Annotated in this window: 9 protein-coding genes; all 9 read left to right on the top strand. The window is 52.3% G+C overall.

Features of this window, described 5'->3' with window-relative positions:
• The first annotated feature begins 997 nt into the window (after window positions 1-997).
• The 9 genes from dppA (at window position 998) to bcsB (ending at window position 14,032) form a co-directional block, all read left to right on the top strand.
• The gene (gene dppA / locus FBY13_RS15585; protein ID WP_063877856.1) at window positions 998-2,608 is read left to right on the top strand and encodes a dipeptide ABC transporter periplasmic-binding protein DppA; all 1,611 of its coding nucleotides are present in this window, start codon (window positions 998-1,000) and stop codon (window positions 2,606-2,608) included.
• A 203-nt stretch (window positions 2,609-2,811) separates the two neighbouring features.
• The gene (gene dppB, locus FBY13_RS15590) at window positions 2,812-3,831 is read left to right on the top strand and encodes a dipeptide ABC transporter permease DppB (RefSeq protein WP_063877857.1); all 1,020 of its coding nucleotides are present in this window, start codon (window positions 2,812-2,814) and stop codon (window positions 3,829-3,831) included.
• A gap of 9 nt (window positions 3,832-3,840) precedes the next feature.
• Window positions 3,841-4,743, top strand: a complete 903-nt coding sequence (dppC, locus tag FBY13_RS15595) for a dipeptide ABC transporter permease DppC (RefSeq protein ID WP_063877858.1) — start codon at window positions 3,841-3,843, stop codon at window positions 4,741-4,743.
• Between the two features lie 12 nt (window positions 4,744-4,755).
• The gene (gene dppD / locus FBY13_RS15600; protein WP_063877859.1) at window positions 4,756-5,742 is read left to right on the top strand and encodes a dipeptide ABC transporter ATP-binding protein; all 987 of its coding nucleotides are present in this window, start codon (window positions 4,756-4,758) and stop codon (window positions 5,740-5,742) included.
• On the top strand, window positions 5,732-6,760 hold the full coding sequence (dppF, locus tag FBY13_RS15605; RefSeq protein WP_096012917.1) for a dipeptide ABC transporter ATP-binding subunit DppF: 1,029 nt from the start codon (window positions 5,732-5,734) through the stop codon (window positions 6,758-6,760). The genes dppD and dppF overlap by 11 nt, the downstream gene beginning before the upstream one ends.
• Window positions 6,761-7,620: 860 nt before the next feature.
• Complete coding sequence (gene bcsO, locus FBY13_RS15610; RefSeq protein WP_145394598.1) at window positions 7,621-8,220, top strand: cellulose biosynthesis protein BcsO; 600 nt, start codon at window positions 7,621-7,623, stop codon at window positions 8,218-8,220.
• On the top strand, window positions 8,211-9,014 hold the full coding sequence (gene bcsQ, locus FBY13_RS15615) for a cellulose biosynthesis protein BcsQ (protein WP_063877863.1): 804 nt from the start codon (window positions 8,211-8,213) through the stop codon (window positions 9,012-9,014). The genes bcsO and bcsQ overlap by 10 nt, the downstream gene beginning before the upstream one ends.
• A gap of 54 nt (window positions 9,015-9,068) precedes the next feature.
• On the top strand, window positions 9,069-11,174 hold the full coding sequence (bcsA, locus tag FBY13_RS15620) for a UDP-forming cellulose synthase catalytic subunit (RefSeq protein ID WP_063877864.1): 2,106 nt from the start codon (window positions 9,069-9,071) through the stop codon (window positions 11,172-11,174).
• Entirely contained in the window at window positions 11,171-14,032 is a 2,862-nt protein-coding gene (bcsB, locus tag FBY13_RS15625) for a cellulose biosynthesis cyclic di-GMP-binding regulatory protein BcsB (protein ID WP_145394573.1), read from the top strand. The genes bcsA and bcsB overlap by 4 nt, the downstream gene beginning before the upstream one ends.
• Window positions 14,033-14,035 lie beyond the last annotated feature (3 nt).

Below are 14,035 nucleotides of genomic sequence, written 5' to 3' on the forward strand. Positions count from 1 at the left end.
TTGCGCCGAGCGAAGCGAGACAACGTTGCGAAGGCAACGGCCCGAAGGGCGCGTCCCGCAGGGGCGCGTAATCCTCTCTCGCCGACCATTTTTAAGAAACCTGTCTGAAAAGACAGGTTTTTTTTCGCCTGAATAAAATGAGGATGAGAACCTCCGAAGGCCGTTTGCGCCGGGCGAAGCGAGACAACGTTGCGAAGGCAACGGCCTGCGCCTCATCCCATCCCTTTAGTAAACCGACCCAGGCAACGCCACCGATAGCGGGGTTTTTGCCTGCGCGAGCAGCTAATCGGCCTGGCAAAAGGCGTTCATCTCAACACAGGCAGGGTGAAAAACGCTTTTCAGGCTTTATTGCCCCGCTCTGCTATTAGAATATCTCATGCCAGATTTTTCCAAAAAACCAATAATTCTTCCTTGAAATCAATTTCACCGACAGACAGCCGTTTTTCGGTTTAATCCCGACACAGCCCTTCTCGCCTGAGGGATGTCGGCGGATCAAAGATAAGTTTTGGTTATGCCACAAAAAGAATAATTGTTAATTTTTCACTCAAAAATGACAGCATTTTTCGCTAGATGAACGTCATAACGCACGGGTAATCGTTCAGATATCCAACATTTGGCGCTAAATGATGCACGATTTTTTTTAGCGCGAATCACTACTGTCTGCCGCCTCTCACAGCAGAATAGATGGCGAATAAACCCGTCCCGCTATGCAATGTATGGCATAACGTCAGTAAGGGTTTTTTTTATCGTTGCTTGCTATTCCTCACACTCTGTGTAAATAACTAACCGTTGTATTGACGTTCTTTGCAACTGTTGACAAATTGATGCGTCAATAACAGTGCAGATACAGATTTTTCTGATGGGTACTTATCAATCAGCATTATCAAAAGAAAACTATCTCACTCTTATCACACCCGCTGGGTGGACCGCCTGAACCGCATAAAAAAACCAGAGGTCAGGCAATGCACACAACAACACATCACAATGGAGCAAAAGCATGATCAACTCCCTGGCTAAATCCAGGATGCTGAAGGTCGGTCTGAGCCTGATAGCCATGACCATAGCCGCAAGTGTTCAAGCGAAAACCCTGGTTTATTGTTCTGAAGGTTCTCCGGAAGGGTTCAACCCGCAGCTCTTTACCTCTGGTACGACATACGATGCCAGCTCTGTGCCTATCTATAACCGTCTGGTTGAATTCAAAACCGGTACCACCGAACTGGTGCCGGGCCTGGCAGAAAAGTGGGACGTCAGCGCTGACGGCAAAACCTACACCTTCCATTTACGCAATGGCGTGAAATGGCAAACCACTAAAGATTTTAAGCCTACGCGTGAATTCAATGCTGATGACGTGGTGTTCTCTTTCGAGCGCCAGTTAGATAAAAGCAACAAGTACCACAATGTCTCTGGCGGCAGCTATGAGTACTTTGAAGGTATGGATATGCCGAAGCTGATCAGCAAAATCGAAAAAGTGGACGATCACACGGTACGCTTTGTGCTGACGCGCCCTGAAGCGCCTTTCCTGGCCGATCTGGGTATGGATTTCGCTTCCATCCTGTCCAAAGAATATGCCGACAACATGCTGAAGGCCGGTACGCCAGAGAAAGTTGACCTGAACCCTGTCGGTACCGGGCCATTTGTGCTCCAGCAGTACCAGAAAGACTCGCGTATTCTGTATAAAGCTAACCCGGATTTCTGGGGAACCAAGCCAAAAATTGATCGCCTGGTCTTCTCTATCACGCCAGATGCGTCAGTTCGCTATGCCAAGTTGCAGAAAGGCGAATGTCAGATCATGCCGTATCCAAATCCGGCCGATATCGCCAGCATGAAAAAAGACAGCAAAATTAACCTGATGGAACAGCCTGGTCTGAACGTCGGTTACCTGTCATTTAATACCGAGAAAAAACCGCTGGATAACGTGAAAGTGCGTCAGGCGCTGACCATGGCGGTTAACAAGCAAGCCATTATCGATGCGGTATATCAGGGCGCTGGCCAGCCGGCGAAAAACCTGATCCCACCAACAATGTGGGGCTATAACAAGGACGTTAAAGACTATGCTTACGATCCTGAAAAAGCTAAAGCCCTGCTGAAAGAAGCGGGTATGGCGGACGGTTTCTCTATCGATCTGTGGGCAATGCCGGTTCAGCGTCCTTACAACCCGAACGCGCGCCGTATGGCGGAGATGATTCAGTCTGACTGGGCAAAAATTGGCGTGAAAGCCAAAATCGTGACCTATGAGTGGGGCGAGTACCTGAAACGCGCCAAAGCGGGCGAACATCAAACTGTGATGATGGGCTGGACCGGTGATAACGGGGACCCAGATAACTTCTTCGCCACGCTGTTCAGCTGTGCGGCGGCCAAAGATGGTTCGAACTATTCCCGCTGGTGCTATAAGCCGTTTGAAGATTTGATTCAGCCAGCACGTGCAGAATCCGATCACAACAAACGTATTGAGTATTACAAGCAAGCTCAGGTAGTGATGCATGACCAGGCGCCTGCGCTGATCATTGCTCACTCAACCGTTTACGAGCCTGTCAGTAAGAAAGTCACTGGCTATGTCGTCGATCCATTAGGTAAACATCACTTCGATACCGTCGATATTCAGGAATAACCTTTCGGATTATTGCAGTAAGGGCCGGTTTTGCCGGCCCTCAGGCGATCTCCTCCGATCGCCTGTTATCTGCTCTTTTTTTCCGGCTATTTACTTTTACCTAAGAAGCGCTTCTTGCGTCGCGTCCGGCTTTCGTTGGATGCGGTTAATGAGCAATGTTATCTCTGGCCAGGGCCAGGGGAAAACGACTGAGAATTACGCCTATGCTGCAGTTCATACTCCGGCGTCTGGGGCTTGTCATCCCAACGTTCATCGGTATTACATTATTGACCTTCGCGTTTGTTCATATGATTCCGGGCGATCCGGTGCTTATCATGGCAGGCGAGCGCGGTATTTCCCCAGAGCGTCATGCTGAATTGATGGCGATGATGGGGCTCGATCAGCCGCTGTGGAAACAGTATCTGCACTATATCTATGGCGTGCTGCATGGTGATTTAGGCATTTCACTGAAAAGCCGCATTCCCGTCTGGACCGAATTCGTCCCGCGCTTTAAAGCCACGCTTGAGCTGGGGATGTGCGCAATGCTGTTTGCGGTCTGCGTCGGGATTCCGGTCGGCGTTATGGCTGCGGTGAAACGTGGCTCGGTGTTTGATCACACCGCCGTCGGTATTTCCCTCACCGGCTACTCCATGCCGATTTTCTGGTGGGGCATCATGCTGATTATGCTGGTTTCGGTGCAGCTTAACCTTACCCCGGTTTCTGGCCGTGTTGCGGATACCGTGTTCCTGGACGACAGCCATCCACTGACCGGTTTCATGCTGATTGATACATTGATCTGGGGTGAGCCTGGCGACTTCAAAGATGCGGTCATGCACATGATTTTACCCGCTATCGTGCTGGGTACGATTCCGCTGGCGGTCATCGTGCGTATGACGCGTTCTTCCATGCTGGAAGTGCTGGGAGAAGATTATATCCGCACGGCGCGTGCGAAAGGCCTGACGCGTATGCGCGTCATTGTCATCCACGCTCTGCGTAATGCGATGTTGCCGGTTGTCACCGTGATTGGCCTGCAGGTCGGCACCTTGCTGGCAGGCGCTATCCTGACCGAAACCATCTTTTCCTGGCCGGGCCTGGGACGCTGGTTAATCGAAGCGCTGCAACGCCGTGACTATCCGGTTGTGCAGGGCGGTGTGCTGCTGACGGCAATACTGATTATCCTGGTCAATCTGCTGGTTGATCTGCTGTATGGCGTGGTGAATCCGCGCATACGTCATAAGAAATAAGGGGGCATCATGTCTGTTGTTGATCCCGCAAGCGTAAATATTGCACCCAAGCCGATGACCCCGATTCAGGAATTCTGGCACTACTTCAAACGTAATAAAGGTGCGGTAACCGGCCTGGTTTACATCGTGTTAATGCTGTTGATCGCCATCTTTGCTGATGTACTGGCACCGCACGGCCCAGCCGAACAGTTTCGTGATGCTCTGCTGCATCCTCCTGTCTGGCAGGAAGGCGGAAACTGGAGCTACATCCTGGGCACCGACGATGTCGGCCGCGATATTTTATCGCGCCTGATGTATGGCGCGCGCCTGTCGTTACTGGTGGGCTGCATGGTGGTGGTGCTGTCGCTGATTTTTGGCGTCATTTTTGGTTTGCTGGCCGGTTATATCGGCGGGGCGGTTGATGCCACGATTATGCGCCTGGTGGATATTATGCTGGCGTTGCCAAGCCTGCTGTTAGCGCTGGTGCTGGTAGCCATTTTTGGCCCGTCGATCGTCAACGCTTCTATCGCGCTGACGTTTGTCGCGCTGCCCCACTATATCCGTCTGACGCGCGCGGCGGTGCTGGTTGAAGTCAACCGGGACTACGTGACCGCTTCTGGTGTGGCGGGGGCCGGTATGCTGCGCCAGATGTTTGTGAATATTTTACCTAACTGTCTGGCACCGCTGATCGTTCAGGCTTCGTTAGGCTTTTCCAACGCCATTCTCGACATGGCGGCGTTGGGCTTTCTCGGTATGGGTGCGCAGCCGCCAACGCCGGAGTGGGGCACCATGCTCTCCGACGTATTGCAGTATGCGCAAAGTGCCTGGTGGGTGGTGACTTTCCCTGGGTTAGTCATTCTGCTTACCGTGCTGGCATTTAACCTGATGGGCGATGGTTTGCGTGATGCACTCGACCCGAAACTCAAGCAGTAAAGAGGCACCGAGATGGCGTTATTAAATATAGACAAATTGTCGGTGCATTTCGGCGACGAGAAGGCACCGTTCCGGGCAGTCGATCGCATCAGTTATCAGGTTGAGCAGGGCCAGGTCGTGGGCATTGTCGGCGAGTCTGGCTCGGGTAAATCCGTCAGTTCTCTGGCCATCATGGGATTGATCGATTTTCCCGGCAAAGTGATGGCAGAAAAACTCGAATTCAATCAACGGGATTTGCAGCGCATTTCTGAAAAAGAGCGTCGCCAGTTAGTGGGCGCTGAAGTCGCGATGATTTTTCAGGACCCGATGACCAGCCTGAACCCGTGCTACACCGTGGGCTATCAGATTATGGAAGCCATTAAGGTGCACCAGGGCGGTAATAAAAGTACCCGCCGTCAGCGGGCAATCGACTTACTGGATCAAGTGGGCATTCCCGATCCTGCCTCGCGTCTGGATGTTTATCCTCACCAGCTCTCAGGCGGGATGAGCCAGCGCGTAATGATTGCGATGGCGATTGCCTGTCGTCCAAAGCTGCTGATTGCTGATGAGCCCACCACCGCGCTGGACGTAACGATTCAGGCGCAGATCATTGAGCTGTTGCTGGATCTGCAACAGCAGGAAAACATGGCGCTGATCCTGATCACGCACGATCTGGCGCTGGTGGCAGAAGCCGCACATCACATTATTGTGATGTACGCCGGGCAGGTTGTGGAGAGCGGCAAAGCGACCGACATTTTTAAAGCACCACGTCATCCTTATACGCAGGCTCTGCTCCGGGCGTTGCCGGAATTCGCGGCGGATAAAGCGCGGCTGGCCTCCTTACCCGGTGTTGTGCCTGGAAAATACGATCGTCCGTTAGGCTGCCTGCTTAATCCACGCTGTCCTTATGCCAACGATCGTTGCCGTAAAGAAGAACCTGAACTGCGGACGATTCCGGGACGTCAGTCCAAATGTCACTATCCGCTGGACGATGCCGGGAGACCAACTTATGAGTCCTGATAATACTAAGCACGAGTATCTGCTACAGGCCATTGACCTGAAAAAACACTATCCGGTGAAGAAAGGATTGTTTGGTCAGGAGCGGCTGGTAAAAGCGCTGGATGGCGTCTCTTTTAATCTGGAACGCGGTAAAACCCTGGCGGTTGTCGGTGAGTCGGGTTGTGGCAAGTCTACGCTGGGCCGTTTACTGACCATGATAGAAACACCGACAGAAGGGCAGCTCTATTGGCACGGCCAGGATTTGTTAAAACACGATCCTCAGGCGCAGAAGCTGCGTCGGCAGAAAATTCAGATCGTGTTTCAGAATCCGTACGGCTCGCTGAATCCGCGCAAAAAAGTCAGTCAGATCCTGGAAGAACCTCTGGTGATTAATACCTCACTCAGCAAAGCGGAACGTCGCGAAAAAACGCTGGAGATGATGGCCAAAGTGGGGCTGAAAACCGAGCATTACGATCGTTATCCGCATATGTTTTCGGGTGGTCAACGTCAGCGTATTGCGATTGCCCGTGGCCTGATGCTTGAGCCAGACGTGCTGATTGCCGATGAGCCGGTTTCAGCACTGGACGTGTCGGTACGTGCACAAGTGCTTAACCTGATGATGGATCTACAGCAAGAGATGGGGCTGTCCTATGTTTTCATCTCTCATGATCTTTCCGTGGTAGAGCATATTGCCGATGAAGTGATGGTGATGTATCTGGGTCGTTGTGTTGAAAAGGGCAGCAAAGAGGCGATTTTTGCCAATCCGCGCCATCCTTACACACAAGCGCTTCTCTCTGCCACGCCGCGGCTCAATCCTGACGAGCGCCGCGAACGTATCAAGCTGACCGGCGAACTGCCCAGCCCGCTCAATCCGCCTCCGGGCTGCGCATTTAACGCGCGCTGCCGGCGTCGCTTTGGCACCTGCGTTCAGCTGCAGCCTAAGCTCAAGCAGTACGGTGATCAGCAGATCGCCTGCTTCGCAGTTGATCAGGATGAAAACCAGTTGATTGAATCAGGTGAAACTGCCAGTCAGCCTTAACATACTGGCGGGCGGAATCCTTGCGGGTAGAAACGGCCAGGATTCCGCCATCAAGATGACAGGTTACAGCTACGCTTTCATCGTATTACCCGGCCCGATAACATTACGGGCCTTCCCCTTCTGCCCCGCCTGTCTGTAAGCGCCCCGATAATGCCTGGTGTTTTGTTCAATGCGACAGCTCATCCAGTGAAAAACACCCTGTGACGTATTCGAATGGGGTCATGCCTGGCGCGCTGCGTTAACGCAACCTTTGCGACAAGCCGAATCATTAGCCTCACTGTCCAGAATGGAGATGAAGCGGGTTGGATTAAATGGTCAAACAAACAGCGTTTTTCTCTGTGCTTTTTCAGACTTTGAGTTCCATTCATTTACGAGAGAATAACCTCTCAATTTTTTTAATTTTCTGATGGAAGAAAAAAAGTCACTGTTCCGAAAAGGCGTAAAAGGCAACGTTTTCAACATTGAACGGTTTTTATCCGGTGATAATTAGCACAGTAATACTTTACTAACCATAATTCGATAACGTAAAAGTCTCTCCAGACGGGCACAAAAAGGCCTGTAAAACCCGAAAGCGAATGAGGTTTTTTTTTACCAGTAAATACAAAAGGTTGTAACAGCAGCTATCCTGATGTTAGCGATCGCTAAGATGTTAATCATTTGTGATGATATTTAACTTAAAGTTGTCTCAACAATTTTTAGTGATATATGTGAAAAGGTACTCATTTATTGCTAAAGAATGGCTATTAGCATTAAGCTTTCTTATTGAATATGTCGGTTTTGTAATCAGAATTATCTCACTGTGTTTAAATTATTATGATATATTCCTGGAAAAATCCTCCCTCTGTTGTAGGCCATGGTCTATGAAAAATTACGACGACTTACAGCGTTTTAAGGAAAAGACAAAAACGCTCGACATCGCCTTTCAGGATATGTCAGGCCAATCGCAGGAAGCGGCGGATAAAAGTAAATGGTCTCTCATTCGTCAACTGGCGTGTGAAGAGACGCAAATGCCTTTCAGTGGTGGCCAACGCATTGATCTGCCACAGCCACAACCGATTCAGGGTGATGAATTCAGCACGACTGCTGTGGCCGCGTTATCTCCGAATGTGACCAAGCCCGCAGCGGCGTCTTCCAGCTCCATCATGAGCAGCCTGAACGGCAATGAACCTCATGTTGAAGTGGTGGTGCCCGTTTCAACCTCCTCCACTTCATCTCTGTTCCCGGCACCCACAGCGCAATCCGTCTCTGCAGAGGTGCAGAAAACAGCAGAGGCTTCTCCCGTACAGGAGAACGCAATACCGACACCGCCTGTCACGGCGCAGCCGAATCGTGACGCGCCTGCCGAGACGGACAATGGCCGCTTTAGCGGACTGTTCCGCGCGCGCAACAGTGGATCAGAAAATTTACCGAAAGAAACGTTATTAAAACCGCTACTGGAGAAGATTGCCTTATGCCGTTAGTTTGTGTGTGCTCGCCCAAAGGTGGGGTGGGGAAAACTACGTTGGCAGCCAATCTGGCCTGGAGTCTGGCCCGCTCGGGTAGCAAAGTGTTGGCAATCGATTTTGATGTACAGAATGCATTGCGCCTCCATTTTGGCGTGCCGCTGCATGATGGGCGGGGCTTTGTTGCACGTTCTGAGGAACAGGCGGACTGGAGCCAGTCTATTCTGACCACCGGCGGGAATATTTTTGTTCTCCCCTATGGCAATGTCACTGAATCCCAGCGTGAACGGTTTGAAGAGAACCTGGCGAAAGATCCTCACTTTATCAAGCGAGGTCTCGACACCTTACTGAACTATCCGGGTCTGGTCATGGTTGCGGATTTTCCTCCAGGCCCCGGGCCAGCGCTTAAAGCAATCAAGGCATTAGCCGATATGCATTTGGTGGTGATGTTAGCCGATACCGCCTCAGTGTCGTTATTGCCCCATATTGAGGAAAATCGCCTGATTGGTCAGCCGCTGAATAGTAAACATGGGCATTATTTTGTTCTGAATCAGTGTGACAATCGTCGAAATATTAATCGTGATGTGACCGCTTTTATTCAGCAACGTCTCGGCGATAATCTTTTGGGCCAGATTCATCGCGATGAAAGCGTGGGCGAAGCCAATGCATCACAGCAGTCTGTTTATGATTTTAGCCCTTCATCCGCCGCTGCCTTTGATATTGAACTGATCGCCAAACGTGTCGCCAGTACGCTGAATATCACTGTAGGTAATGGCGAAGTTCAGGCTCAGATTCACACCAGCAACTACTAAATGTAATGACCTGGCTTGCCAGGTTTAAAAAAACAGCTCTTTTCAGGGTGGGACATGAGTAAAATCGGGTTTTACCTGCTGCTGCTGGTGCTTGCACCTGTTGCCGCGGTGATCATTATCACGCCGATGGATAGCCAAAAGCAGTATATTTTTGGCTTGATCAGCATTGGTATGGTGTTTTTGTTAGGGGTAAGCAAAAGCCGTAAAATAACGGTGGTAATGGTTATTCTGTCCGCCCTGATGTCATCCCGGTATATATGGTGGCGAACGACTGAAACCCTGTATTTTAATTCGGAAATCGAAGCGATTCTTGGCATCGGCTTATATATTGCCGAGCTGTACGTCTGGCTGATTTTAATCCTGGGTTTCCTGCAAACCACATGGCCCTTAAAACGTACTATTGAACCCTTGCCGGAAGACACCAGCTTATGGCCGACGGTTGATGTCTATGTCCCGACCTATAACGAAAGCCTCGACGTCGTGCGTGATACGGTGCTGGCGGCTCAGTGCATCGACTATCCACGCGATAAAATAAAGGTTTACCTGCTTGATGACGGTAAACGCAGAGAATTTGCCGTTTTCGCTGCCGATGTCGGCGTGGGTTATATCACGCGTGACGATAACAGCCATGCTAAAGCCGGTAATCTGAATCACGCGATGAAGATCACCAAAGGTGAGCTGATCTGCGTGTTTGACTGTGACCACGTCGCGACCCGCACTTTCCTGCAGGCCACGGTTGGCCCGTTTCTGACCGATCCTAAGCTGGCTCTGTTGCAGACGCCGCACTACTTTTATTCTCCCGACCCTTTTGAGCGCAATCTGCGTGCGGCTCGCAGTATCCCAAATGAGGGATCGCTGTTTTATGGCCCGGTTCAGCAGGGCAACGACAACTGGAATGCGACTTTCTTCTGTGGTTCCTGTGCCGTGATTCGTCGTTCAGCGCTGGAAGAGATCGGTGGTTTCGCTGTAGAAACGGTCACCGAAGATGCGCACACTGCGCTGAAAATGCAGCGTCTGGGCTGGGGCTCGGCGTTTCTGGCGATTCCGCTGGCTGCGGGGCTGGCCACAGAGCGCCTTGGGCTGCATGTGATTCAACGCACCCGCTGGGCACGCGGTATGACGCAGATTTTTCGCGTGGATAACCCATTGTTGGGACGAGGCTTAAAATGGCAGCAGCGACTGTGTTACCTGAATGCTATGTTGCATTTCCAGTTCGGTCTGCCGCGAGTGGCCTTCCTGACCGCGCCGCTGGCCTATCTGTTGTTTAATCTGAATATCATCCATTCGTCGGCGTCGCTGATTTTCGCCTACGTTTTGCCGCATCTGGTGCTGTCTCTGTACGTTAACTCACGCATGAATGGCCGTTTCCGCTACACCTTCTGGGGCGAAATTTATGAAACGGTGATGTGCTTCCATCTGGTTATCCCAACGCTTATCACGCTGCTTTCACCCAAACATGGGAAATTTAACGTGACGGATAAGGGCGGAGTACTGGATCAGGGCTTCTTCGATTTCCATATCGTACGTCCACACGTGATTGTCGCCATTTTGCTTAGCATTGGCATTGTTGCGGGCGTTGTACGTGCCACGATGCATGACTATTTTGGCGTTGACCCCTACGTGATTGCGCTCAATGTAGGCTGGGCTGTCTTCAGCTTGATCATTTTAATGGCGGCGATTGCTGTGGCACGCGAAACCAAGCAGGTACGAAAAACGATTCGTATTGAAGTGCAGATTCCGGCCATTATCCATTACGCCAGCGGTATCTCATCCCGCACCATGACCAGCGACCTGTCGATGGGCGGTGCGAATCTGGATGCACCGGATAACCGTCATGAGCAGGATACGATTGAAGAGATCGATCTGTTACTGAAGTCAGGCACCATTACTATCCCGGCGACTAAAATCTCGGGCGATGAAGAAAGCATTCGTCTGAGCTTTGGCGCGATGCCGCTGGCGCGTCGCCGTGAACTGGTCCGTGTGGTGCTGGCACGTGCTGATGCATGGATCCAGCCTGAATATAAGCAAGACAACCCGTTAACTTCTCTGGGAACCATCATTCGTACGGTTTTCGAACTGTTCTGGCTGACCTGGATAGATCGTCGTGAGAAACGTAAGAGCGGCCCGGACGTTGCGGCGAAAGAGGACAGCGCAGTATGAGGATCTTGATACAGTCGATGCTGGCGGGTTCTCTGTCGGCTGTGCTGTGGGTCATGCCGGCCTCGGCTGAAACGCCTCTTCCAGAGAGCAGCGTAGTGCCGAATAACAGCGCGGCACCGAATAGCAGTGCTGCGCCGAATAACAGTGCCGCACCGAATAGCAGTGATGCGCCGATTAACAGTGCCGCACCGAATAGCAGTGCTGCGCCGATTAACAGTGCCGTACCGAATAATAGTGCTGCACCGAATAGCAGTGATGCGCCGAATAACAGTGCCGCCCCGAACAGCAGTGCTGCGCCGAATAACAGCGCGGCACCGGGCAGCGATCCTGCTCTGACTCGCCACACTGACGGTACGACAGGTAACCCGGCGGCACCGGTTGGCAGTTCGGGTTTGACTGAGAACAGTACGGCACCCGCCAGTAGCACCGCGCCCGTTAATGAAGTGACTTCGGGCGCAACCGCCTCGGATACGCCAAAACCGAACGGCGAAGGGGCACCCGCCTCCGTAGAGACATCGTCCGACAGTAGCCGTTCGCCCGTTACCCAGGACAGCAGCGCGTTATCACATGTTCCACCGCCAGCCGGTCTCGATAATGCGGAACCGGGTCTGGAGGCCGCCGCTGGCGCCACGCCTTACAGGCCAGGCGAGGCCGTTACCGCTGTCGGCACGACATCCTTCGCCAGCAGCATGCTCAACCAACCGGTGAGCAGCACGCTGAACGTGGCACAGATGGGACAGCGCCAGGGCATTACGCTGACCGGCGGTCAGCTACAGTCAGGCATTATTTTTACGCTGCCAGGCGATGAGGTGGTAACCAACGCCCGTCTTAACCTGTCACTGCGCGTCTCTCAGGCGCTGGCTGCGCGCAACACCTCACTGCAGTTGATGTTAAACGGACAACCGCTTGGCACGCTGCCGCTGGGGTCGGGTGACAGCGATGAAAGCGATTATCAGCTAGACATTCCGGCGGCGATGATTGTGTCTAACAACAATTTGAGCTTCAAAATTAACGACGCCGATAAGCTGCTGTGTGAAAAAGACAGTGCAGAGCAGTATCAGGTGACCATTCTGCCTAAAACAATGTTGAGCCTTGAGGGCCAGCAGTTAAACATTGGTACCAGCCTGCGTAATTTCCCGCGGCCATTTGTCGATCCGCAGCGTATGACCGCAGCGGAGGTGACGTTTGGCTTTACCAGCAATGTCGCGCCAGATGCGGTGACGGCGGCGGTGCTGGTGGCTTCCTGGTTGGGCATCCAGAGTGATTACCGTGGCATTAATTTCCCTGTGGTGCGCGGTAATCTGCCGGAAAAAAACGGCATTCTGTTTGGTCACCCCGGTGACAAGATTGGCACGTTAACCTTTCCTGCCAGCAGTGGCCCATCTTTGCAAATGGTCGATAACCCGGGTAATCCGGTTTATAAGCTCTTGCTGGTCAGTGGTGAGGATGAAAGTCAGCTGCGGCAGGCCGCCAATCGTCTGACTATCCAGCCTCTTACCACTGACGGCAACAGCTTGCAGGTCAAACCGCAATCCATAGCCAGCCGTACGCCTTACGATGCACCGCACTGGATCAACACGGCGCATCCGGTACGACTGAGTGAGCTGCTGCGGAAAGATCAAAGCCTTACGGCGACCGGTATCTGGCACGATGCGATGCGGGTGAATTTCCGGGCAGCACCCGACCTGTTCCTGTGGGATGGTGATTCGGTTCCGCTGTATCTGCACTACCGTTTTCCGTCAGAAAACTGGATTGACGAGAAAAACTCGCTGCTTAACGTTACGTTAAACGGCACTTTCCTGCGTAATCTGACGGTCAATAAAGTGGGGTTGCTGGAGAGCGCGTGGCACCGCTTAGGCGGTGATGCGCGTCAGGAGCACTATCAAATCAACCTTGATCCCTATCTGATTTATGGCGACAACCAACTGGCGCTCTACTTCAATATCAAGCCAAAAGCCGATGCGCCCTGCGGTGTATTGTTGAACAACAACATCAAAAGCCGTATTGAAGACGACTCATGGATTGATTTAAGCCATACGCGGCACTTCAGTATGTTGCCGAATCTCTCATACTTTGTCGGTGCCTCCTTTCCGTTTTCCCGACTTGCTGACTTTTCACAGACCACGCTGCTCCTGCCTGCGAATCCCAGTGATGCGGAGATATCAACACTATTAAATCTGTCCGCCAGGGCCGGTAATGCCACGGGCGTGGCGCTGGCACAAAACCAGGTACTCTTTGGCTTGCCAAATGGGGGCAATAATCTGGCCCGCGTTCAGCAAAGCGACTTACTGGCAGTGAGTACCACAGGCAACAGCGCGTTTAACCAGGCAATGCTGGCAAACTCACCCTATGACGCCAGCGGCAGTGCGATAGGGGTGAAAGAACCCACGACGCTCGAAAAGTTACGCAGCTGGCTGATGGGTGACTGGAATCGTCAACCGCTGGATGCCGATCGCTATTTCTCTTCGAATGAGTCCTGGCGTGGCTTTTTAAGCTATCGCTCAATGTGGAATCCGGATCGCCTGGTGGTGATGGCAGTGGCGACTAGCGATGATCAACTGCTGCGTCTGCATGATGATTTGGGCTCCGCCCGCATCAACGCCGCGGTGCGGGGTGATACCGCGATTATGACTGATGAGAACGGTATCCGGAGCTTCCGGGTAGGTCCGCAGTTCCCCAGCGGTGAAATGCCGTGGTACATGATGGTGGTGTGGTATGCCAACCAGCACTCGGTATTGATGGCGCTGACGGCGCTGTTGCTTTCCGCCGTCGTAGGGAGTGCTGCGTGGGTTATGCTGAAACGACATGCTTCGCGGCGACTACAGCCAAAACACGATCGCGATGCCGGTAAGAAGTAAGGG

The organism is Pantoea sp. SJZ147, assembly GCF_007828605.1.
Lineage (GTDB): Bacteria > Pseudomonadota > Gammaproteobacteria > Enterobacterales > Enterobacteriaceae > Pantoea > Pantoea allii.

Bases quoted from the DNA above. Each gene is read 5' to 3' on its own strand.
- bcsA (WP_063877864.1), top strand. From the start codon at position 9,069: ATGAGTAAAATCGGGTTTTACCTGCTGCTGCTGGTGCTTGCACCTGTT.
- dppF (WP_096012917.1), top strand. From the start codon at position 5,732: ATGAGTCCTGATAATACTAAGCACGAGTATCTGCTACAGGCCATTGAC.
- bcsB (WP_145394573.1), top strand. From the start codon at position 11,171: ATGAGGATCTTGATACAGTCGATGCTGGCGGGTTCTCTGTCGGCTGTG.
- dppB (WP_063877857.1), top strand. From the start codon at position 2,812: ATGCTGCAGTTCATACTCCGGCGTCTGGGGCTTGTCATCCCAACGTTC.
- bcsQ (WP_063877863.1), top strand. From the start codon at position 8,211: ATGCCGTTAGTTTGTGTGTGCTCGCCCAAAGGTGGGGTGGGGAAAACT.
- dppC (WP_063877858.1), top strand. From the start codon at position 3,841: ATGTCTGTTGTTGATCCCGCAAGCGTAAATATTGCACCCAAGCCGATG.
- bcsO (WP_145394598.1), top strand. From the start codon at position 7,621: ATGAAAAATTACGACGACTTACAGCGTTTTAAGGAAAAGACAAAAACG.
- dppA (WP_063877856.1), top strand. From the start codon at position 998: ATGATCAACTCCCTGGCTAAATCCAGGATGCTGAAGGTCGGTCTGAGC.
- dppD (WP_063877859.1), top strand. From the start codon at position 4,756: ATGGCGTTATTAAATATAGACAAATTGTCGGTGCATTTCGGCGACGAG.